The organism is Microbacterium halophytorum (assembly GCF_002970975.1).
Classification (GTDB): Bacteria; Actinomycetota; Actinomycetes; order Actinomycetales; family Microbacteriaceae; genus Microbacterium; species Microbacterium halophytorum.
Window position 1 is genome coordinate 151,917 of record NZ_PNFA01000006.1, and the last position, 21,768, is coordinate 173,684.

Here is a 21,768-nt window from a genome sequence, read left to right on the forward strand (position 1 = left end):
TCTCATGACTGAAGAGTGGACCCAGACGCTCGGCCCGGGGGCGCTGCTCGGCATCGCCGCCGGCGCCGTCCTGCTGATCCTGTTCCTGGTGATCAAGCTGCGTCTGCACGCGTTCCTCACGCTGATCCTCGTCTCGGTGCTGACGGCGATCGCAACGGGGCTTCCCGTCGGCTCGATCGTCGACGCGCTCGTGGGCGATTTCGGCAAGACGCTCGGCTCGGTCGCGCTGCTGATCGGGCTCGGCGCGATCCTCGGGCGGCTGATCGAATCGTCGGGCGGTGCGAAGGCCGTCGCCGACCTGATGGTGCGCGTCTTCGGCGAGAAGCGCGCGGCCTTCGCCCTCGGCCTCACCTCTCTGCTGCTGGGCTTCCCGATCTTCTTCGATGCGGGCCTCGTGGTCATGCTCCCGATCATCTTCGCCGTCGCGCGCCGCATCGGCGGCAAGAACCTGCTCCTGTTCGGCATCAGCAGCGCCGCGGCGTTCTCCGTCATGCACGTCTTCCTGCCGCCGCACCCGGGCCCGGTCTCGGCCATCGAGTTCTACGAGGCGAACCTCGGGCTCGTGCTCCTGCTCGGCATCGTCGTCGCCTTCCCGACCTGGTACCTGTCCGGTTACCTGTGGGGCAAGTTCGTCAACAAGCGCATTCCGCTCGTGGTGCCGTCGCTGTTCGGTGCGAGCGACGACGACCAGCCCGAGAACCCGCCGAAGCCCGGCACCGTCATCGCGATCCTGCTGGTCCCGATCGTCCTGATCTTCCTGAACACGGGCCTGAGCACGCTCGGCTCGGTCGGCGCTGTCGACCCCGAAGCGTTCTGGGTGCAGTCCCTGGTGTTCATCGGCCAGTCGCCCATCGCCCTGCTGATCACGGTGATCGTCGCTCTGCTCGTGCTCGGCCGTTTCCGCGGCGAGCAGGGCTCGGCTCTCGAGAAGCTCGTCGACGGCACGCTGGGCCCCGTCGCATCGGTCATCCTGATCACCGGCGCCGGCGGCATGTTCGGCGGTGTGCTGCGGGCATCCGGCATCGGCGACGCCCTCGCGGACACGCTCGCCGACCTGGGCCTGCCCGTCATCTTCGCGGCGTACATCATCGCCGTCGTGCTGCGCCTGGCGCAGGGCTCCGCGACCGTCGCGCTGGTGACGTCCGCCGGCCTGATGGCGCCGGCCGTCGCCGCCGGGGACTTCGGCGCGATGGACGTCGCGGCGATCACGCTGGCGACGGCCGCCGGCTCGGTGTTCGCCGGCCACGTCAACGACTCCGGCTTCTGGCTGGTCGGACGCCTGATGAAGCTGGACGTGCAGACCACCCTCAAGACCTGGACGGTGCAGCAGGCGATCGAATCGGTCGTCGCGTTCGTCATCGTCCTCGCCGTCTACCTGATCTTCTAGGAGAAGCGGATGACTACCGATCTGTTCGACATCACGGGGCGCTCGGCGCTCGTCACCGGCTCGTCCCGCGGGCTCGGGCGCACGCTGGCGCTCGGCCTCGCGGAGGCGGGGGCTCGCGTGATCCTGCACGGCCGCGATGCGCGGGCCCTCGCCGAGGCCGCGGAAGCGGTCGCCGATGTCACGGGCGCCGCGCCGGCGACGGCGCGGTTCGACGTGACGGACGCGCAGGCGGTGCAGACCAGCGTCGAGGAGCTGATCGCCGAGCACGGCGTGCCCGACATCCTCGTGAACAACGCCGGCCTGCAGCGGCGCGCGCCGATCGGCGAGTTCGCCGTCGACGACTGGGACGCGGTGATCGCCAGCAACCTGTCGAGCATGTTCTACGTGTCGCGCTTCGTCGTGCCCGGCATGACAGAGCGCGGTTCGGGCAAGATCATCAACGTCGCCTCCGTGCAGTCGAAGCTGGCGCGGCAGACGATCGCGCCGTACTCGGCGTCGAAGGGCGGCGTGGCGCTGCTGACCCAGGGGATGGCGGCAGACCTCGCGCGCTTCGGCGTGCAGGTGAACGCCCTCTCGCCCGGCTATTTCGCGACCGACATGAATCGCGCCCTCGTCGAGGACGAGGCGTTCAACGACTGGCTCGTGAACCGCACGCCCGCCCACCGGTGGGGCGACGTGCGCGAGCTGCGAGGGGCGCTGCTCTTCCTCGCATCCGATGCATCAAGCTTCGTCTCGGGCCAGAACATCGTCGTCGACGGCGGAATGACGGCCGTCGTATGAGCGCCGAAGCGAACCGCGCGGTGTACATCGACGGCAAGGACCGCATCGCGATCCGGCACGTCGGCGCGGCGGAACCTGGCGAGGGGGAGGTGCGCATCCGGGTGCAGCGCGTCGGCATCTGCGGGAGCGACCTGCACTACTTCTTCGAAGGGGCGAACGGCGAGTACGCGGTGCGCGAGCCGCTCATCCCCGGCCACGAGATGTCGGGGGTCGTCGAAACGGACCCGCGGGGCGAGTGGGCGCCGGGGACGACCGTCACGGTGCACCCCGCACGCTTCGGCACCGAGGCGCCGGGCATCGAGGACCAGCCGCACCTGTGGCCGGGAGGGTCGTATCTCGGCAGCGCGGCGACCATGCCGCACACGCAGGGGGCGATGGTCGATCTGCTGGTCGTCGACCGCGGGATGGTGCGGGTGCTCCCGGATGGCGTCGGAACGGCCGAGGCCGTGCTCGCGGAGCCGCTCGGCGTCGCTCTGCACGGTGCGACGCGCGCCGGCGACCTCACCGGCGCCCGCGTGCTCGTCTCGGGGGCGGGCCCCATCGGGCTGCTCGCCGTCGCGGCGGCCCGCGCCCGAGGAGCCGCGCACGTGACCGTCAGCGACATGCTCGACGAGCCGCTGGAGAGGGCGCGCGAGATCGGAGCCGACGCCGTGGTGCGCGTCGGCCGCGACGAGCTCGCGGCCGAGGCGTTCGACGTCGTGCTGGAATGCTCCGGGGCTCCGGCGGCGATCAGCTCCGCGGGAGCCGCGGTGCGCCGGCGCGGGGTCGTCGTGCAGATCGGCATGCTCCCGAACACGCCGCAGGGCGTGAACCTGGCGCCGTTCATCTCCAAGGAGGTCGACCTGCGCGGGGCGTTCCGCTTCCGCGACGAGATCGACGAGGCCATCGCGCTGCTCGGGCGGCGCCCCGAGATCGCCCGTGTCGTCACGCACGTCGTCCCGGTCGCCGATGTCGGCGGCGCCTTCGAGATCGCGCGCGACGCGAGGGCCTCCGGCAAGGTCGTCGTCTCGTTCGAACCCGACGCGAACGCGTCGTACGGGGGCTGAGATGGGATCCGCAGACGTCGTCATCGGTGTCGACATGGGAACGACGGCGACCAAGGTCGTCGCCTACCGGGCGGACGGATCCTCCGTCGCCCAGGCATCGCACGGGTATCCGCTCGACGAGCCGATGCCGGGGCGCGCGGAGCAGAATCCGCACGACATCCTCGACGCCGTCCATCGCGGCATCCGGGAAGTCGTCGCGCGCGTCGGGGCCGATCGCGTGCGCGGCCTGAGCTTCTCGAGCGCGATGCACTCCGTGATGGCGCTGGACGACGACGCGGAGCCCTTCACGCCCGTGGTGACCTGGGCGGACACGCGTGCGTCGGAGCAGGCGACTCGACTGCGGGCGAGCGGGAGCGGGCTCGCGCTGCATCGGCGCACGGGCACCCCCGTGCACCCGATGTCACCTCTGACGAAGCTGATCTGGTTCCGCGAGCGCGAGCCGGAGACCTTCGCGCGGGCGCGGATGTGGGTCGGCATCAAGGACTGGGTGCTGCTGCGGCTGTGCGGTGCGCTGGTGACGGACCATTCGCTCGCCTCGGCATCCGGACTCATGGACATCCATCAGCTGGCGTGGGACGACGAGGCGCTCGGGCTCGCGGGCATCGGGCCCGAGCGGCTTCCGCGCCTCGTGCCGACCAGGCACGTACTGGAAGGCGTGACCGATGCCGCCGCCGCGGCGACGGGTCTGCGTCCGTCGACGCCGGTGATCGCCGGCGCGGGCGACGGCCCATTGGCGAACCTCGGCGTCGGAGCGGTGCGGCACGGTGTCGCGGCCTGTTCGGTCGGCACCAGCGGTGCGCTGCGCGTGAGCGTCGATCGGCCGGGCGTCGATGAGAACGGCGGCGTATTCTGCTACGCGCTCACGGAGGACCACTGGGTGCTAGGAGGTGCCATCAACAACGGCGGCGTCGTGCTCGACTGGGTGCGCGCGGAGCTCGCCTCCGGCGAGGCGGGCCTGTCGACCGCGCAGCTGCTCGACGAGGCGATGACCGTACCGGCCGGCTCGGGAGGGCTGCTCATGCTGCCGTACCTGTTGGGCGAGCGGGCGCCGCGCTGGGGCGGGGCTGCGCGCGGAGCGTACATCGGCCTGACGCGCTCCCACCGCCGCGCCCACATGGTGCGCGCGGCGGTGGAAGGAGTCGCGCTGCAGCTCACACTCGTGCTGCAGTCGATGCGCGCGACGGATCTCGACATCGCCGAGATCCGGGCGACCGGCGGCGTGATGAAGCACGAGATCTGGCGACGCACTCTGGCCAGCGCGTTCGACGCGCCCATCGGGTTCCCCGCCAGCCCGGAGGGATCGGGGTTCGGCGCCGCACTGCTCGGCATGGACGCGCTCGGCATGGTCGACTCGATCGATGTCGCGGCCGACCTGGTGCCGGTGGCTGATCAGACGGCGCCCGACGCTCGCGACGCCGACGTGTACGGGGCGCTGCGCCCCGTGTTCGAGTCCCTCTACGACGCGCTGCTGCCGGCGAACACGGCGCTCGCGGGTCTCGGCGCGAAGATGCCGCTGTCGCACGACGGCTGAACCCCCGGCGGCGCCGAGGCAGGGTGCGCCGCATCGGTCGGACCACCATGCGCTGAGCTGGTCATCCGGCGCCGTTCTGCGCCGCGGTCAGATGGCTGCGCTGCTCCACCAGGGGGCACGTGAACACGTCGCGTTCGCCGAGCCCGACCCGGTTGATGTAGCGGATCACGATCGCGTACGACGCGAACAGTCCCGTCTGCGTGTACGGCACGCCGTGGTCGCGGCAGAACGCGGCGATCAGGGGCGAGGCCTTCCGCAGGTGCGGGCGCGGCATCGAGGGGAAGAGATGGTGCTCGATCTGGTAGTTCAGGCCGCCCATCGCGGTGTCGAGCACGCGGCCGCCCCGGATGTTCCGGCTCATCATCACCTGGCGGCGCAGGAAGTCGAAGTCCGCCTCCCGCGGCACGATCGGCATCCCCTTGTGATTGGGGGCGAATGACATGCCCATGTAGACGCCGAAGAGCCCCACCTGCACGGCGAGGAACACTGCGGCGATCCCCGGTGAGAGCACGAGGAACACGAGCGTCGTGAACCCGATCAGCCGGACGGCGAGGAAGCCGATCTCGACCCAGCGCCGATCCAACCGGCCGCGCGACATCACTCGCCGGATGCCGGAGGCATGCAGCGACAGGCCCTCCAGCAGCAGGATGGGGAAGAAGAACAGCCCCTGGTGCCCGCGGAGCCACGTCAGGACGGGCCCGGGCCGCTTCCGCGCCTCCTCGTTCGTGAGGGCGATCACGGGGAGCTCGATGTCGGGGTCGGAGCCGAGCTTGTTCGGGTTGTCGTGATGGCGGGTGTGCTTGTTCTGCCACCAGCCGTAGCTCATACCGACCATCAGGTCGCCGAGGACGAGGCTGATCCAGTCGTTCCAGCGGCCCGACCGGAAGATCTGCCGGTGCGCGGCGTCGTGCCCGAGGAACGCGAGCTGCGTGAACGCCACGGCCAGGATGACGGCGGTGAACAGCTGCCACCAGGTGTCGCCGATCCAGACGAACGCGACGAGGGTCGCCGCGACGGCGAGCGGGAGCCCGATCAGCTTCGCCCAGTAATAACCGTAGCGACGGCGGAGGAATCCGCCGTCGCGCACCTTCTTCGCGAGCTCCGCGAACTCGCTGCTGCCTCCGCGGCTCCGGCGCGGGCCGGCGCGGCTGGGCGTTGTCGTACGGATCGCGGACATGATGTCACCTGCTCGCAGCGGGTCGTCAGTCGCCGTGGCCGCCCTCTGCCTCCCAATCGTCGATCTGGGCTCGGTCGGCCGCCGCCGCGCGCTGCCCTTCGCGGACATCGCTGCCGATCTCCGCGGGCGGCGCGGGCGGGGCATCGACGAGAACCGATCCCAGCCCGATCACCCCGGCTCTGTCGCCGGTCCTTCGTGTTCGGGGTTCCATACCATAAGGCTACGCGCCTATTCTGAACGGGGCTCAGCTTCGCAGTTCGGGCGGGCGCCCGGACCGGGCGGGGCGGCGTACACACGTCGTCGGGGCCGGGTGCGCGCATCCCGGGCCCACGACAAGATCGCGGGGGGGCGCCGGCCCGGGGCGGGGCGGCGCACCCCCGCGGGCGGCTCCGGATGCGCTCATCCGGAGCCGACGACATGATCGCGGTGGAGCGCCCGGTCAGCCAGTGTTCTGGAGGCCGGCGGCGACGCCGGAGACGGCGAGGAGGAGCAGGCGCTGCACCTCGGGGTCGGTCTCGGCGGTCTCGTCGGCGTCGCGGAGCGCGCGGAGGGCGCGCAGCTGCAGCAGTGAGAGGGCGTCGACGTACGGGCTGCGCAGCTTCACGGCGCGCTGCAGCACGGGCTTGTTCGAGAGGAGGCCGTCGCCGCCGGTGATCCGGATGACCCAGTCGCGCGTGAGCGACATCTCGTCGAGCACGAGCCCGGCGAGGTCGTCGCGGTCACCGAGCGCCAGGTATTCGCGGGCGATGCGCTCGTCGGTCTTGGCGAGGCTCATCGCGACGTTGTCGATCATCGTGCGGAACAGCGGCCACTCGGCGTACGCGTCGCGCAGCACCTGCTCGTCGCCCACCGACTGCAGCGCCGTGCCGAGGCCGAACCAGCCGGCGAGGTTGATGCGCGCCTGGGTCCAGGCGAACACCCAGGGGATGGCGCGCAGGTCCTCGAGCGACTCGACGGAGAGGCCTCGGCGCGCCGGGCGCGAGCCGAGCGCCAGCAGCCCGACCTCCTCCATCGGCGTCACGGTCGCGAACCACGGCGCGAAGCCATCGGCCTTGACGAGCTCGAAGAAGCGGGCGCGCGACGACGTCTCCATGCGTGCGGCGACGTCGGCGAACCGGTCGGCCGCCCCGTGGTTCCTGGCCTCGTTCGACGGGGCGCCCGCGGTCAGGATGGCGGCGGCGACCTGGTCGACGTGGCGCTGCGCGATGTCGGGGTCGCCGTAGCGGGCGAAGATCACCTCGCCCTGCTCCGTGAGCTTGAAGCGGCCGTCGACCGAGTGCGGCGGCTGGGCCAGGATGGCGCTGTTCGCGGGTCCGCCGCCGCGGCCGAGGGCGCCGCCGCGGCCGTGGAACAACGTGAGCTCGATGTCCTTCGCCCGCGCCCATTCGGCGATGTCCGCCTGCGCCTCGTACAGCGCGAGCGTCGCCGCCACGGGGCCGACGTCCTTCGACGAGTCGGAGTAGCCGAGCATGATCTCGAGCTTGCGCCCGGTCGCCTCGAGCCTGCTCGCGAACTCGGGGTGGTCGACGATCTCGGCCATGATGCCCGGCGCGGCCTGCAGGTCGTCGAACGTCTCGAACAGCGGGATGACGTCGAGGACGGGCGGCGTGCCGCTCGCGCCGACGGCGTGGCGGGCGAGCCGGTGCACGTTCGCCAGGTCTTCGGCCGACTGCGTGAACGAGACGATGTAGCGGCCGGCCGCGCGGAGACCGAAGCGCTCCTGGACGTCCGCGATCGTGCGGAAGACCTCGAGCACCTCCTCGGTGAGCTCGCTGCGCACGCTGCCCGACTCGAGCTCGGCGAGCACCTTGGCGTGCACGGCGGAGTGCTGGCGCACCTCGAGCTCCGTGAGGTGGAAGCCGAAGGTCTCGGCCTGCCAGATCAGGTCCTGCAGCTCCCCGTACGCCTGGCGCGCGGCACCGGCGGCCACGAGCGAGTCCTGCACCACGCGCAGATCCGCGAGGAACTCCTCGGGTGCGCGGTAGGCGAGGTCGGCGTTCCGCTCGCGCGTGGCGGTGATCTTCCGCGACAGCATCAGCATGACGGCGCGGTGCGTCTCGCCGGGGGAGCGCTTGGCGATCTCGGCCGCCGACTCCTCGTCGAGGCCGCGCAGCCTCTCCCACAGCGCCTCGACGTCGGCGCTCGGCGGCGTGGACGCCTCGCTCAACGTCAGCCCGCGGCCCACGCGCTGCGTCGCCCGCTCCAGGCCGTGTAACACGTGGTCGCTGGCGATCGCGGCCGCGCTGCGGCTGATCTCGGCGGTGACGAACGGGTTGCCGTCGCGGTCGCCGCCGACCCAGCTGCCGATGCGCACGAAGGGCTTCACGACGGGCGCCGCTCCGCCCGTTCCCGTGCCGCGCACGGCGTCGTCGACGTGGCGGTAGATCTCGGGAACCGTCGTGAAGAGCGTGTCGTCGAAGACGTTCATCACGGTGCGCACCTCGTCGAGGGGCGAGGGCTTGTCGCGCCGGATGGGGGAGGTGCGCCAGAGCGTGTCGATCTCCTCGAGCATGCCGCGCTGCGTGCGCTTCTCGGCGCCGCCGCCGCGGGGCCCGGCCTCGAGCTCGCCGAGGAGCTCGGACAGGCGCCGGATGCTCGTGGAGACGGCGCGACGGCGCGCCTCCGTCGGGTGGGCCGTGAAGACGGGGTGGAACTCGAGACCCTCGACGCCCTTGAGGGCCGCGTCCTCGCCGACCTCGTCGACGAGCGCGGCGTACGCACCGGCGACCGTCCCGCGGGGATCGCGCGGCGAGGCGCCGTCGCGCTCGCGGAGCACGCGCACGCGGTGGTGCTCCTCCGCGAGGTTCACGAGATGGAAGTACACCGTGAACGCGCGCACGACCTCATCGGCGCGCTCCGGGGTGAAGCCGCCGACGATCTCGACGGCGCGGTCGAACGCGTCCGACGTCGGGTCGGTGTACGCCTCGATCGTCGCGGCGCGCAGCCGCTCGACGTCCTCGAACAGCCCGGCGGATCCGCTCTCGCTCAAGATGTGCCCGAGCAGGCGCCCGAGGAGGCGCACGTCGGCGCGCATCTGTTCGGGGATGCCCTTCTCGGCCTCGAGGCGCCCGACGACGTCGAGCACTTCCGTGGGGGTGGGGGAAGAAACCATGCTTCCCACGCTAGCGGCAAAAATCGCCGCTCTTGAATCCGGAGGGACTTGTGTCAGCCGATGACGGCGATGCCGGCCTTCGTGTCGGAGACCGCGGCCCAGCCGTCCCCGAACGCGTACGTGTAGCCGTACCCGTCCTCGTCGACGGCGAAGGCGTAGTCGGGGTTCTCCGTGATGTAGACGATGTCGCCCTCCTCCTCGCGCTTCCAGCCGCCGTCCTCGAGCTCGGCCTCGATCTCGGCGGCCTGATCCGCTTCGATCGCAGCGAGGCCGTAGATCTGCACGTTGCCGCCGCCGGTGCCCTCGGGGTCGCCCCACTTGCACTGGATGCCGTCCTCGAGCTCCGTGCTGCCCGCCATGAACGGCTCCTCGAGCGGCTCCCAGCCGATCTCCTCGAACGAGGCGACGAGGCTGTCCGGGATGATGTTCTCGCACGTCAGCGCTTCGGGCGCGGGTGTCGGCTCGCCCTCGCCGCCGGACCCGCCCGACCCAGCCACCTCATCGGCCCCCGCGCATCCGGTGAGCAGGAGCGCGGCGGCCGCCAGCGAGGCGATCGCCGCGGTTCGGCGCGAGCGCTGCCGCGCCGGCGCGGCGACGGGCGCGGGCGCGCTCACTCGTCGCCCCGGCCGTGCAGCGCGCTCAGGAACTCGTCGTGCAGCAGGCCGTTGCTCGCAACGGCGGAGCCCGTCGCGAGCGCCTCCTCGCCCTCGAACGAGGTGAAGCGCCCGCCGGCCTCGCGCACGATCGCGGCGGCCGCGGCCACGTCGTACTCCTTGACGTCGAACTCGCCGACGAACTCGAGGCGCCCCTCCGCGAGGAGCATGTACGACCAGACGTCGCCGTAGGCGCGGTCGCGCCAGACCGCGGCCTGCAGGTCGAGCAGCGCGTCGAGGCGCCCCGCATCGCGCCACTGCCCGATGCTCTGGAAGCTGATGCTGGCGTGCTCGAGCTCCGCGACGCGCGACACCGCGATCCGACGGGGGTCGCCCGCGCCGTCGGCGCCCCGGCGCTCTGCGGCGTCCGTCCACGCGCCGAGCCCCTCGGCGGCCCACCAGCGCCTGCCCATCGCCGGCATGCTCACGACCCCGGCCCGGACGGCGCCGTCGATCTCGAGCGCGATCATCGTGCCCCACGCCGGCACACCGCGCAGGTAGTTCGCCGTGCCGTCGATGGGGTCGATGATCCAGCGGCGCGGGGCATCCGCGCTCGCGCCGAACTCCTCGCCGAAGATCGCGTCGCCCGGCCGCTCCTCGGCGATCAGATCCCGGATGGCCCGCTCGGCGGCGAGGTCGGCCTCCGTCACGTGCGTGCGGTCGGCCTTGGTCCGGCTGGAGAGGCCGGGCCGGTCGAAGCGGGGCAGCGACTCGGCGTCGGCCGCGTCGGCGAGGCGGAGCGCGAACGCCAGGTCGTCGGAGAGCGAGGGGGTGGCCATGCCTCCCAGGCTATCGGCCCGCGCCCCTGGCCCCGATGGGCGTGCCCGCCCGACGCGGAAGACCGATCCGCCCGCGGCCGGCTAGGGTGACCGCCGTCGGGAGACCGGACGACGAAGGCCCCGGTCCGCGCGGACCGGGGCCTATTCGTGGTGCGCCCCCTGGGACTTGAACCCAGAACCCACTGATTAAGAGTCAGTTGCTCTGCCGATTGAGCTAGAGGCGCATGTCGTGGTGAGCGAATCGCTTGCCGCAACGAGGTAATACATTACCGATCTGCGACGCTCGGTGCCAATCGGCGCGCTCGCCCGGCGTGTCTGAAATCTGGCTGAGCGGGCGGCCGTCGCGGAGCGGGGACTTGACAGGCGTGCTCAAGCCAGCCACAATCTCGTCTACAACGTTTACCTACAACGTTGGAGAAGCGCGGGATGACGAGGGCGTCCCACACCGCGAGAGGAAGAATCACAGCCATGAAGAAACGAATCCTCGCTGCCGGCGGCGTCGTCGCCGTTGCGGCGGCTGCGCTCACCGGCTGCTCCGGGGGAGCGGCCGAGGCGACCTGCACGAACGAGATCGCGAAGGAAGACGCGACCCAGGTCACGGTCTGGGCCTGGTACCCCGCATTCGAGCAGGTCGTCGACCTGTTCAACGAGACGCACGACGACATCCAGGTGTGCTGGACCAATGCGGGTCAGGGCGCCGACGAGTACAACAAGTTCTCGACGGCGCTCGAGGCCGGTTCGGGGGCCCCCGACGTGATCATGCTCGAGGCCGAGCAGATCCCGACCTTCACGATCCAGGAGGGGCTCGTCGACCTCTCCCAGCACGGCGCCGCAGACATCCAGGGCGAGTACACGGACGGTGCCTGGAGCGACGTCTCGAGCGGCGACGCCGTCTATGCGGTCCCTGTCGACGGCGGCCCCATGGGGATGCTCTTCCGCCAGGACATCTTCGACGAGTACGGCATCGAGGTGCCGACGACGTGGGACGAGTTCCGCGAGGCGGCGCAGAAGCTCAAGGACGCGGGCGCGCCCGGCGTGCTCGCCGACTTCCCGCCGAACGGCGGCGCCTACCTGTATGCGCTGATGGCCCAGGCCGGCGCCGAGCCGTTCTCGTATGACGCGGCCAACCCGACCGAGACCGGGATCGACGTGAACAGCGACGAGGCCAAGAAGGTCATGGAGTACTGGGACGGCATGGTCGATGACGGCCTCGTCGCGACCGACGACGCCTTCACGGCCGACTACAACACGAAGCTCGTCGACGGCAGCTACGCCGTCTACGTCGCCGCCGCGTGGGGCCCCGGCTACCTCGGCGGCCTCGAGGACGCCGATGCCGAGGCGAAGTGGCAGGCCGCGCCGATCCCGCAGTGGGACCCTGAGAACCCCAAGCAGGTCAACTGGGGCGGCTCGACCTTCGCGGTGACGACGCACACGCCCGAGGAGCGGCTCGACGCGGCCGCGACTGTCGCCAAGGACATCATGCGCACCGAGGAGGCCTGGCAGATCGGCATCGATGAGGCTGCGCTCTTCCCGCTCTGGAAGCCCGCGCTCGAGTCGGAGGAGTTCGCGCAGAAGGAGTATCCGTTCTTCGACGGCCAGAAGATCAACGAGGACGTCTTCCTCGAGGCCGCATCCGGATACTCCGGCTTCGGCTACAGCCCGTTCCAGGTCTACGCCTACGACCAGACGTATGAGCAGATCTTCGCGATGACCGAGGGCGAGAAGGACGCCTCGCAGGCGCTCGACGACCTGCAGGGCACGCTCGAGACCTACGCCACGAGCCAGGGCTTCACGCTCACCGAATGACGGCAGCCGCGCGGCCGGCTCCCTCGGACGGGGCCGGCCGCGCGGTCTCCAGGAGACACCATGACTACCGCAACCCTTGTGGCCGGGAAACCGCCACAGACCCGAGGCGGCCTGAAGCGTCAGTGGTACGGCTGGATCTACGTCGCGCCGTTCCTCGTCATCTTCACGCTCTTCCTCGTCATCCCGCTCGTCTACGCGTTCTGGATGAGCCTGTTCGAGTCGACGCTCGCCGGCGGCGAGCAGTTCACGGGCCTCGCGAACTACGTGAAGGCCTTCACCGACCCCCTCTTCCTCGGAGGCCTCGGCCGCGTTGCGCTGTACGGGCTCGTCATGATCCCGATGCAGCTCGGCGTCGCCCTCGTGCTCGCGCTCGTGCTCGACACGCTCTCGACCAAGCTCTCCAAGGTCGCGCGCCTGGCCATCTTCGTGCCGTACTCGATCCCGATCGTCATCGGCGCCCTGATGTGGAGCTTCCTCTACAGCCCGCGGTTCGGCCCTGCGGCGACGATCTTCAGCATCTTCGGCGCGGAGGCGCCCGATTTCCTCGCGCCGGGTTCGATCTTCGGCGCGCTCGTGAACATCGTGACGTGGCAGTGGGCCGGGTACTACATGATCGTGATCTACGCGGCCCTGCGCTCGATCGACCCGGCGATCTACGAGGCCGCCCGCATCGACGGCGCGAACGGCTTCCAGACCGCCGTCCGGATCAAGATCCCGATGATCGCGTCGTCGATGGTCATGGTGCTGACGTTCGCCCTCATCGGAACGCTCCAGTTCTTCACGGAGCCCGTGATCCTGCGCAGCGTCGCCGGCGGCTCGATCGACGCGGCCTACACGCCGAACATGTACGTGTTCTCGCTGGCGTTCAACTACAGCCAGTTCAATTACGCCTCGACGATCGCGTTCTCGCTCGGGATCATCGTGTTCATCGGATCGTTCCTGTTCCTGTTCCTCACTCGCAAGCAGAGCGGACTCAAGTGATGTCGACGATGACTGACGACGCCCCGCGCACCACGGCGACGGGGATCCCGAAGCGGGCCGGTCGGCGCCCCGGCGACCGAACCGGCGGGCGCCGGATCGGCTCCCACGTCCTCCTCGTGATCGTGGGGATCTACTTCCTGTTCCCCCTGTGGTGGCTGTTCGTCGCCGCGACCAAGTCGACGCCCGAGCTGTTCAACACCGGCCCGTTCTGGTTCGGCGACATCACCCACTTCTTCGACAACATCGCCGCGCTGTTCACGGAGAAGGGCGGCGTCTACTGGATGTGGATGGGGAACTCGTTCCTCTACGCCCTCACGGGCGGCCTCGGCGCGACGATCCTCGCGATCCTCGCCGGATACGGGTTCGCGAAGTACCGGTTCAAGGGGCGCGGGGTCGTGTTCGGCTTCGTCCTCGGCGCCATCATGGTGCCGCCGACCGCCCTCGCCGTCCCCACGTTCGTGCTCCTCAGCGACTACGGCATCATCAACACCGCCTGGGCCGTCATCCTGCCGTCGCTGCTGAACCCGTTCGGCGTCTACCTGATGCGCATCTACGCGCAGGACGCCGTTCCGGATGAGATGCTCGAAGCCGCCAGGATCGACGGGGCGGGGGAGTTCCGCACCTTCTTCCAGGTGGCGCTGCCGCTGCTGCGCCCCGCGATCGTCACGGTCGCGCTGCTGGCCGTCGTGGGAGTCTGGAACAACTTCTTCCTGCCCCTCGTGGTCCTGACCGATGAATCGCTCCTGCCCGTCACGGTGGGCCTGAACCGCTGGACGGTGCTCTCCAACGCGGGCGCCGGCGGCGAGCAGGTGTGGAACCTCATCACGTCGGGCGCGTTCATCTCGATCCTGCCCCTGATCCTGTCGTTCCTCTTCCTGCAGCGCTATTGGCAGGGCGGGCTCGCCATCGGAAGCCTCAAGTAACACTCAAGGAGCAACTGTGCCCACCGCACGCATGACCATCGACCCGCACTTCTCCGTCGGTCCCATCGACCGCAACCTCTTCGGCGGGTTCGTCGAGCACCTCGGCCGCCACGTCTACGACGGCATCTACGAGCCCGGCCACGAGTCGGCCGATGCCGAGGGCTTCCGTCAGGACGTCATCGAGCTCGTGCGCGAGCTCGGCGTCTCGACCATCCGGTACCCGGGCGGCAACTTCGTCTCGGGGTTCAAGTGGGAGGACAGCGTCGGGCCGCGCGAGCAGCGCCCCCGCCGCCTGGACCTGGCCTGGCACTCGACCGAGACCAATGAGATCGGGATGCACGAGTTCAGCTCGTGGCTCGAGAAGGTCGACAGCGAGCTCATGCTCGCCGTGAACCTCGGCACGCGCGGCACCTCGGAGGCGCTCGATCTGCTCGAGTACACGAACCTTCCCGGCGGCACGTTCCTCTCGCAGAAGCGGATCGACAACGGCAGGAAGGACCCGTTCGCCGTCAAGATCTGGTGCCTCGGCAACGAGATGGACGGCCCGTGGCAGCTCGGCCACCGCTCGGCCGACGACTACGGCAAGCTCGCCTCCCAGACCGCGAAGGCCATGCGCCAGCTCGATCCCTCGATCCGGCTCGTCGCGTGCGGCTCCTCGAGCGCGCACATGCCGACGTTCGGCGAGTGGGAGCGCGTCGTGCTGTCCCACACGTACGACGACGTCGACTACATCTCGTGCCACGCGTACTACCAGGAGCACGGCGGCGACGCCGCGTCGTTCCTCGCGAGCGCCGTCGACATGGACGGCTTCATCGAGAAGGTCGTCGCGACGGCCGACCACGTCGGCGCCGTGCGCCGGTCAGACAAGAAGATCAACATCTCGTTCGACGAGTGGAACGTCTGGTACCAGACGCGCTTCGAGAACGTGGACAAGATCGAGGGCCTCGACAACTTCCCCGTCGCACCGCGCCTGCTCGAGGACATCTACTCGGTCATCGACGCCGTCGTGTTCGGGAACCTGATGATCTCGCTCCTCAAGCACGCCGACCGCGTGACGAGCGCGTCGCTCGCGCAGCTCGTCAACGTGATCGGCCCGATCATGACCGAGCCGGGCGGCCCCGCGTGGCGCCAGACGACCTTCTTCCCGTTCTCGATCACGTCGCGCCTCGCACGGGGAGCGTCGCTCGAGCTCAAACTCGACGCGCCGAGTCACGCGACGGAGCGCTACGGCGAGGTCCCGCTCGTCGACGCCGTCGCGACGCACGACGCTGAGGCGGGGGAGGCGGCGGTGTTCCTCGTGAACCGCTCGCTGAGCGACGCGGTCGACGTGACGATCGACGTGAACGGCCTCGGGGACATCGCGATCCGCGAGACGCACACCATCGCGGACGACGACCTGTACGCGGCCAACACGCTCGAGGATCCGGAGCGCGTCGCGCCGAAGGCGAACGAGACCGCGTCGCTGGACGACGGCGTGCTCACGATCACGCTGCCGCCCGCGTCGTGGACCGCCGTCGGCCTCGGCTGACGATTGCGGATATACGCTCGCATCAGCACGAAGAAGGGGACAGCATGGGGGCGACGCTGAAGGACGTGGCGCAGAGGGCCGGCGTATCGATCAAGACGGTGTCGAACGTCATCCACGACTACCCGCACATCCGGCAGGAGACGCGGGAACGAGTGGAGGCCGCGATCGCGGAGCTCGCCTACACGCCGAACCAGACGGCGCGGAACCTCAGGTCGGGCCGCACGGGCGTGATCACGCTCGCGCTGCCCGACCTGGCCCTGAGCTACTTCGCCGAACTCGCGGGCGCCGTCATCGCCGCCGCCGACGACCGCGGCATCGCGGTCCAGGTCGAGCAGACCGGCGGCACCCGCGAGCGCGAGATCGAGCTGCTCAGGGCGCCCAGGCTCCGGATGACCGACGGGGTGCTGTTCAGCCCGCTCCAGATGGGGCAGGAGGACGCGGCCGCGCTCGATGTCGGCTACCCGCTCGTCCTGCTCGGCGAGCGGATCTTCGATGGGCCGGCGGACCACGTCACCATGCGGAACGCCGCGGCCGCGCGTGCGGCGACCGAGCGGCTGATCGACGGGGGCCGCGAACGCATCGCGATCCTCGGCGTGCACGAGGGCGAGGTGATCGGGTCTGCGGGCCTGCGCCTCGCCGGCTATCGCGAGGCGCTCGCCTCCCGCGGCGTGCCGTTCGACGAGGCGCTCGTCGCGCCGTCCGTGATGTGGCACCGCCGCGACGGGCTCATCGCGACGCGCGACCTGCTCGCGCGCGACGTGGCGTTCGACGCGCTGTTCGCACTGAACGACACGCTCGCCTTCGGAGCGCTGCGCGCGCTCGAGGAAGCGGGCAGGAGGATTCCGGACGACGTGGCCGTGATCGGCTTCGACAACATCGACGAGAGCGCGTTCTCATACCCGGCTCTGACGACCGTCGACCCCGGCCGCGACTGGATCGCGGAGCAGGCCGTCGCGACGCTGCTGGCGAGGATCGAGGAGCCGTCGGCACCCGCCGAGACGCGCTACGCCGACTTCCGGATCGTCGAGCGCGAGACGACGACGCGCTGAGCCCCGGCACCTGGAGGATCGGTCGGTCGGCGGAACCCGCGGTTCCGCCGACCGCTCAGTCCTCGATGCGGCGGTACTTGTGCTCGCTGCCGAAGATCGGGGAGTCCTCGTCGACCTCGTCGCCGCGCTCCGCCTTCCGGATGTCGAGGATCAGGCCGATCGAGAGGGCGAGCGTGAGGGCCCAACTGAGCCATGCAACGGCGACGCGCCAGGTGAACCTCTGCTCCTCGGAGCCGCGCAGCATCGACAGACCCGAGAGCAGGACCCCGATGATTCCGGTACCCGCGACGTACTTGCTCATGCCCATGCGCCCACGCTATCGCGCCGGCGGCGCTGGGGCCATCGCGACGAGCCGTCGGCGCGGGGCGCGCCAGCGGCGGCCCCTGCGGGCGTCAGCCGTGTGCGGCCCGACGCGCGCGCGGCGGTACGCTTGCGGCATCGGAGCGGAGCTGTTCCGGATTCAGGGAGTGGTGTCATGAAGCGCTCAGAACTCGTCGTCGTCGCGAATCGCCTGCCCGTCGACCACGTCGGAGAGGGCGACGGCCCCGACGCGTGGCGGCGCTCGCCCGGCGGGCTCGTCACGGCGCTCGAACAGGTGATGGCGGGCCGCGACGCGGCCTGGGTCGGCTGGCCGGGAAAGGCCGATCTGATGATGGAGCCGTTCGAGTTCGACGGCAACACGCTCGTGCCGGTGCGCCTGTCCAGCGACAACCTCGAGCAGTACTACGAGGGCTTCTCGAACGGCACGATCTGGCCGCTGTACCACGACGTGATCGCGGCCCCGATCTACCGGCGCAGCTGGTGGGACGCCTACGTACGGGTCAACCGCCGCTTCGCCGAGACGGCCGCGACCGTCGCCGCGGAAGGAGCCTTCGTCTGGGTGCAGGACTATCAGCTGCAGCTCGTGCCGAAGATGCTCCGCGAGCTGCGCCCCGACCTCACGATCGGCTACTTCCATCACATTCCGTTCCCCGCATACGGGCTCTTCGCGCAACTGCCGTGGCGGTCGGAGGTCATCGAGGGGCTCCTGGGCGCCGACGTGCTCGGCTTCCAGAGGCCCGCGGACGCCGGCAACTTCCAGCGGTCGGTGCGGCGCCTGTTCAAGTACCCGACGAAGGCGAACCGCATCGACGTGCCCGACGGCGAGGGCGGCACCCGTCGCGTTCTGGCCGCGCCGTTCCCGATCTCGATCGACGCCGAGGCGTTCGTCGAGCTCGCCGAGAGGCCCGACATCATCGCGCGAGCGGCCGAGATCCGCGAGCAGCTGGGCAACCCCCGCAAGATCCTCCTCGGCGTCGACCGCCTCGACTACACGAAGGGCATCAGGCACCGGCTGAAGGCGTTCGGCGAGATGCTCGTCGACGGCACGGCGGAGGTCGGCGACGTGACACTGGTGCAGATCGCGAGCCCCTCCCGCCCCGGCGTGGAGGCCTACCAGGATCTGCGCGACGAGATAGAGCTCACGGTCGGCCGCATCAACGGCGACTACGACACGATGCACCACACGGCGATCCGGTACCTGCACCAGGGGTTCCCGCGCGACGAGATGGTCGCTCTGTACCTCGCGGCGGATGTGATGCTGATCACGGCGCTGCGGGACGGCATGAACCTCGTCGCGAAGGAGTACGTGGCGGTGCGGACCGACCAGAGGGGCGTGCTCGTGCTGAGCGAATTCGCCGGCGCCGCCGACGAGCTCGGCAGCGCCCTGCTGATCAACCCGCATGACATCGGCGGCATGAAGGCCGCGATCAAGAAGGCAATCGACATGACGCCAGCGGAGCAGGGCCGTCGGATGCGTTCGATGCGCCGCAAGGTGCTGCACAACGATGTCGAGCGCTGGGGGCAGGGGTTCATGGCGGCGGTCGACGAGATCCGCGCGGCCAAGGGCGCGAACTGACGCGAGGGCGACGACGAAGGGGAATCGGATGACGGAAGCAGCGACCGACGCGATCACGGATTGGGCGGGGGAGCTGCCCCGCATCGCCGAGGCGGAGCGTTTGCTCGTGGCGCTCGACTTCGACGGCACGCTCGCGCCGCTCCGCGACGAGCCGATGGACTCGCGGGCGCTGCCGGAATCGGTCTCGGCGATCGCGCGCCTCGTGGAAGCGCCCGAAACGGTCGTCGCGCTCGTGTCGGGGCGCACCGTCGCGGACCTCCGCGTCATCGCCGAGCACGGCGACGATGCTCGGGTCTGGCTCGCCGGCTCGCACGGCGTCGAGTTCTGGCGGCCGGGCGGGGTCGACGTGCCCGGCGACGAGCACGCCGACGACGCTGAGCACGCCGCCCTCTCCGATCGCCTTCGCGCGGCGGCGAGGCGTCTCGTCGCCGGCATCGAAGGGGCTTGGATCGAGGACAAGGCGGTCGGATTCGCGCTGCACACCCGCATGGCAGAGGAGGTCGGCGCGCGCCGCGCGCACGAAGCTGTCGCGGCCCTGATGGCGGCCGAGGCCCCCGAATGGCGCCGCCGCGAGGGCAAAGACCTGGCCGAGTACACGTGGCGCCACGAGGGCAAGGACGTCGCCATCGAGAAGCTCCGCGCGCAGACGGGCGCAACGGCGGTCCTCTTCGCCGGTGACGACGTGACGGACGAGGACGCGTTGGCCAGCCTCGAGCCGCAGGACCTGGGCGTGCGCGTCGGTGAGGGCGACACCCATGCGCGCGTGCGCGTCGCCGACGCGCACGAGTTCGCGGTGCTCCTGCACCGGCTCGCCGGCCTGCGCGCGGCGCGCGAGTGACGCCCGCCGGGCCGACGCGCCGGGGCGGGCGACCGTTCGACATAGACTCGTACGCATGAGCGCCGCTGCAGCTGCCGCGCCCCGCCGGGGCCCGGTCGGCCGTGTACGGAGGCACCCGTCGGATGCACTACGCTGGGGGAACGGTCGATCCGGCGGCGGCACAACCAGCCCCGGCGGCCGTACTGCATTCAGCGCCCGCGTCTCCGCGGCCCGGATGCGCGATGGTGATCTGAACAGGGTCGATATCGCGGCCCGTCCCTCCGAACCACGCGTCGGCGGGGCAGGGCTCGAATCTCGGGGCGCCACGGCGGCGCTCCGGCCCCTGCGCCACCCGCGCAGCGCTCAGGCGAAGCTCTCATTGCTCGTCCGCTCCGCTTCTTCGGAGTGCGCGATGACCGGCTGATCCGCTCCGCTCGAATCACGCCAGCCGTCGTGACTGAAGTCGCGGCACCCGGACATCCGATATCAGATCTAGGAATGCGATATGTCTTCTGACACCGCCCAGGCCGTGCCACGGCCACCCGCGCGCACCTCCTCCCAGGCGCCCATCCTCACGGGCGCGGAGGCCGCGATCCGCTCGCTCGAGCTGCTCGGCGCCGACGACGTCTTCGGCCTGCCCGGCGGCGCGATCCTCCCGACCTACGACGCACTGATGGGCGCGAACTCGCTCAACCACATCCTCGTGCGCCACGAGCAGGGCGCCGGCCACGCGGCCGAGGGCTACGCCTCGGCGAGCGGCAGAGTCGGCGTCGCGATCGCCACATCGGGCCCCGGAGCCACGAACCTCGTCACCGCTATCGCGGACGCGTACATGGATTCTGTGCCGCTCGTCGCGATCACCGGTCAGGTGTTCTCGACCCTGATGGGCACCGACGCGTTCCAGGAGGCCGACATCGTCGGCATCACGATGCCCGTCACCAAGCACTCCTTCCTCGTCAAGCGTGCGGAGGACGTGCCGGGCGCGATCGCGGCGGCGTTCGAGATCGCCTCGACGGGGCGCCCCGGCCCCGTGCTGGTCGACATCACCAAGGACGCGCAGCAGAACCAGGCGCCGTTCATCTGGCCGCCCCGCTACGAACTGCCCGGCTACCGGCCCGTGACGAAGGCGCACGGCAAGCAGATCCAGGCGGCGGCCCAGATGCTGACCGAGGCGGCGAAGCCCGTCCTGTACGTCGGCGGCGGCGTCATCCGGGCGACGGCGGCCGATGAGCTGAAGGTGCTTGCGGAGACGAGCGGCGCGCCCGTCGTGACGACGCTGATGGCGCGGGGCGCCTTCCCCGACTCGCACGACCAACACCTCGGCATGCCGGGCATGCACGGCGCAGTGCCCGCCGTGCTCGCGCTGCAGGAGGCGGACCTGATCGTCGCGCTCGGGGCGCGGTTCGACGACCGCGTCACGGGCAAGGCGAACCTGTTCGCCCCCAACGCGAAGGTCGTGCACGTCGACATCGATCCGGCCGAGATCTCGAAGATCCGCACCGCCGACGTGCCGATCGTCGGCGACCTCAAGGAGGTGCTCGTCGACCTCGACGCCGCGCTGCGCGGCACGGGCAAGCCGAACACCGACGAGTGGTGGGCGTACCTGAACGGCCTGCGTGACCAGTACCCGCTCGGCTACACGCCGACGAGCGACGGCCTGCTCGCCCCGCAGCACGTGATCCAGCGCATCGGCGAGCTGACGGGCCCCGAGGGCGTGTTCGCCGCCGGCGTCGGCCAGCACCAGATGTGGACGGCGCAGTTCATCAAGTACGAGCGCCCGAACTCGTTCCTGAACTCGGGCGGCGCCGGAACGATGGGCTACTCGGTCCCGGCCGCCATGGGCGCCAAGGTCGCGCAGCCCGAGCGCGACGTGTGGGCGATCGACGGCGACGGCTGCTTCCAGATGACGAACCAGGAGCTCGCCACCTGCGCGCTCAACGGCATCCCGATCAAGGTCGCGATCATCAACAACTCGTCGCTCGGGATGGTGCGCCAGTGGCAGACCCTCTTCTACGACGGCCGCTACTCGAACACCGATCTGAACACGGGCCACGACACCGTGCGCATCCCGGACTTCGTGAAGCTGGCCGAGGCGTACGGCTGCCTGGGCATTCGGGTCGAGCGCGAGGATCAGGTCGACGACGCGATCAAGCTCGCGCTCGAGACGAACGACCGCCCCGTCGTGATCGATTTCGTCGTGAGCGCCGACGCGATGGTGTGGCCGATGGTGCCGCAGGGCGTCAGCAACAGCTATGTGCAGTACGCGCGCGACCACGCGCCGGCGTTCAGCGAGGAGGACTGA

18 protein-coding genes and 1 tRNA gene are annotated in these 21,768 nt (G+C 70.4%); 12 read left to right on the forward strand and 7 right to left on the reverse strand.

Annotation, left to right across the window (positions count from 1 at the left end):
- The first annotated feature begins 4 nt into the window (after positions 1-4).
- From C0010_RS07895 to C0010_RS07910, 4 genes are read left to right on the forward strand one after another with little or no spacing between them, the layout of a single operon-like run.
- Positions 5-1,387 carry a GntP family permease gene (locus tag C0010_RS07895; RefSeq protein WP_105566516.1) on the forward strand — a complete coding sequence of 461 codons (1,383 nt, stop codon included), beginning with the start codon at positions 5-7 and terminating at the stop codon, positions 1,385-1,387.
- Between the two features lie 9 nt (positions 1,388-1,396).
- The gene (locus tag C0010_RS07900; protein ID WP_105566517.1) at positions 1,397-2,167 is read left to right on the forward strand and encodes an SDR family oxidoreductase; all 771 of its coding nucleotides are present in this window, start codon (positions 1,397-1,399) and stop codon (positions 2,165-2,167) included.
- Positions 2,164-3,213: a zinc-binding dehydrogenase gene (locus C0010_RS07905; RefSeq protein ID WP_105566518.1), complete on the forward strand. Its 1,050-nt coding sequence runs from the start codon at positions 2,164-2,166 to the stop codon at positions 3,211-3,213. Before C0010_RS07900 ends, C0010_RS07905 begins: the two co-directional genes overlap by 4 nt.
- A gap of 1 nt (position 3,214) precedes the next feature.
- Positions 3,215-4,744, forward strand: coding sequence for a gluconokinase (locus C0010_RS07910; RefSeq protein ID WP_105566519.1), 1,530 nt, complete (start codon positions 3,215-3,217; stop codon positions 4,742-4,744).
- 61 nt (positions 4,745-4,805) lie between these two features.
- Here C0010_RS07910 and C0010_RS07915 read toward each other — a convergent pair whose 3' ends face one another.
- The 6 genes from C0010_RS07915 to C0010_RS07935 form a co-directional block, all read right to left on the reverse strand.
- Positions 4,806-5,921, reverse strand: coding sequence for a fatty acid desaturase family protein (locus C0010_RS07915; RefSeq protein ID WP_105566520.1), 1,116 nt, complete (start codon positions 5,919-5,921; stop codon positions 4,806-4,808).
- 25 nt (positions 5,922-5,946) lie between these two features.
- The gene (locus C0010_RS14945) at positions 5,947-6,132 is read right to left on the reverse strand and encodes a hypothetical protein (RefSeq protein WP_158685375.1); all 186 of its coding nucleotides are present in this window, start codon (positions 6,130-6,132) and stop codon (positions 5,947-5,949) included.
- 228 nt (positions 6,133-6,360) lie between these two features.
- A complete protein-coding gene (locus C0010_RS07920; RefSeq protein ID WP_105566521.1) occupies positions 6,361-9,033 on the reverse strand; it encodes a phosphoenolpyruvate carboxylase in 2,673 nt (890 codons plus the stop codon).
- Positions 9,034-9,086: 53 nt separating this feature from the next.
- Positions 9,087-9,647, reverse strand: coding sequence for a hypothetical protein (locus C0010_RS07925; RefSeq protein WP_105566522.1), 561 nt, complete (start codon positions 9,645-9,647; stop codon positions 9,087-9,089).
- Positions 9,644-10,465 (reverse strand): inositol monophosphatase family protein, encoded by an 822-nt coding sequence (locus C0010_RS07930; RefSeq protein WP_105566523.1) that lies wholly within the window; start codon positions 10,463-10,465, stop codon positions 9,644-9,646. The genes C0010_RS07925 and C0010_RS07930 overlap by 4 nt, the downstream gene beginning before the upstream one ends.
- Positions 10,466-10,613: 148 nt before the next feature.
- Positions 10,614-10,689, reverse strand: a tRNA-Lys gene (locus C0010_RS07935).
- Between the two features lie 244 nt (positions 10,690-10,933).
- Between C0010_RS07935 and C0010_RS07940 the strand changes: the two genes are divergently transcribed.
- Genes C0010_RS07940 through C0010_RS07960 form a run of 5 tightly spaced genes read left to right on the forward strand, consistent with a single transcriptional unit; the run spans position 10,934 to position 16,752 of the window.
- Positions 10,934-12,271 carry an ABC transporter substrate-binding protein gene (locus C0010_RS07940; protein ID WP_158685377.1) on the forward strand — a complete coding sequence of 446 codons (1,338 nt, stop codon included), beginning with the start codon at positions 10,934-10,936 and terminating at the stop codon, positions 12,269-12,271.
- A 60-nt stretch (positions 12,272-12,331) separates the two neighbouring features.
- Complete coding sequence (locus C0010_RS07945) at positions 12,332-13,252, forward strand: carbohydrate ABC transporter permease (RefSeq protein ID WP_105566525.1); 921 nt, start codon at positions 12,332-12,334, stop codon at positions 13,250-13,252.
- A gap of 8 nt (positions 13,253-13,260) precedes the next feature.
- Complete coding sequence (locus C0010_RS07950; protein ID WP_232531822.1) at positions 13,261-14,175, forward strand: carbohydrate ABC transporter permease; 915 nt, start codon at positions 13,261-13,263, stop codon at positions 14,173-14,175.
- 16 nt (positions 14,176-14,191) lie between these two features.
- Positions 14,192-15,703 carry an arabinosylfuranosidase ArfA gene (arfA, locus tag C0010_RS07955; protein ID WP_105566527.1) on the forward strand — a complete coding sequence of 504 codons (1,512 nt, stop codon included), beginning with the start codon at positions 14,192-14,194 and terminating at the stop codon, positions 15,701-15,703.
- Between the two features lie 44 nt (positions 15,704-15,747).
- On the forward strand, positions 15,748-16,752 hold the full coding sequence (locus C0010_RS07960; protein WP_105566528.1) for a LacI family DNA-binding transcriptional regulator: 1,005 nt from the start codon (positions 15,748-15,750) through the stop codon (positions 16,750-16,752).
- Between the two features lie 55 nt (positions 16,753-16,807).
- Here the strand turns inward: C0010_RS07960 and C0010_RS07965 are convergent, their stop codons facing one another.
- On the reverse strand, positions 16,808-17,059 hold the full coding sequence (locus C0010_RS07965) for a hypothetical protein (protein ID WP_232531823.1): 252 nt from the start codon (positions 17,057-17,059) through the stop codon (positions 16,808-16,810).
- Between the two features lie 168 nt (positions 17,060-17,227).
- On the opposite strand from C0010_RS07965, the gene C0010_RS07970 reads away from it, so the two are divergent.
- The 3 genes from C0010_RS07970 (at position 17,228) to C0010_RS07980 (ending at position 21,768) form a co-directional block, all read left to right on the forward strand.
- A complete protein-coding gene (locus C0010_RS07970) occupies positions 17,228-18,649 on the forward strand; it encodes an alpha,alpha-trehalose-phosphate synthase (UDP-forming) (RefSeq protein WP_105566529.1) in 1,422 nt (473 codons plus the stop codon).
- A gap of 28 nt (positions 18,650-18,677) precedes the next feature.
- Positions 18,678-19,487 (forward strand): trehalose-phosphatase, encoded by an 810-nt coding sequence (gene otsB, locus C0010_RS07975; protein WP_105566530.1) that lies wholly within the window; start codon positions 18,678-18,680, stop codon positions 19,485-19,487.
- A 484-nt stretch (positions 19,488-19,971) separates the two neighbouring features.
- Positions 19,972-21,768, forward strand: coding sequence for an acetolactate synthase large subunit (locus tag C0010_RS07980; protein WP_105566531.1), 1,797 nt, complete (start codon positions 19,972-19,974; stop codon positions 21,766-21,768).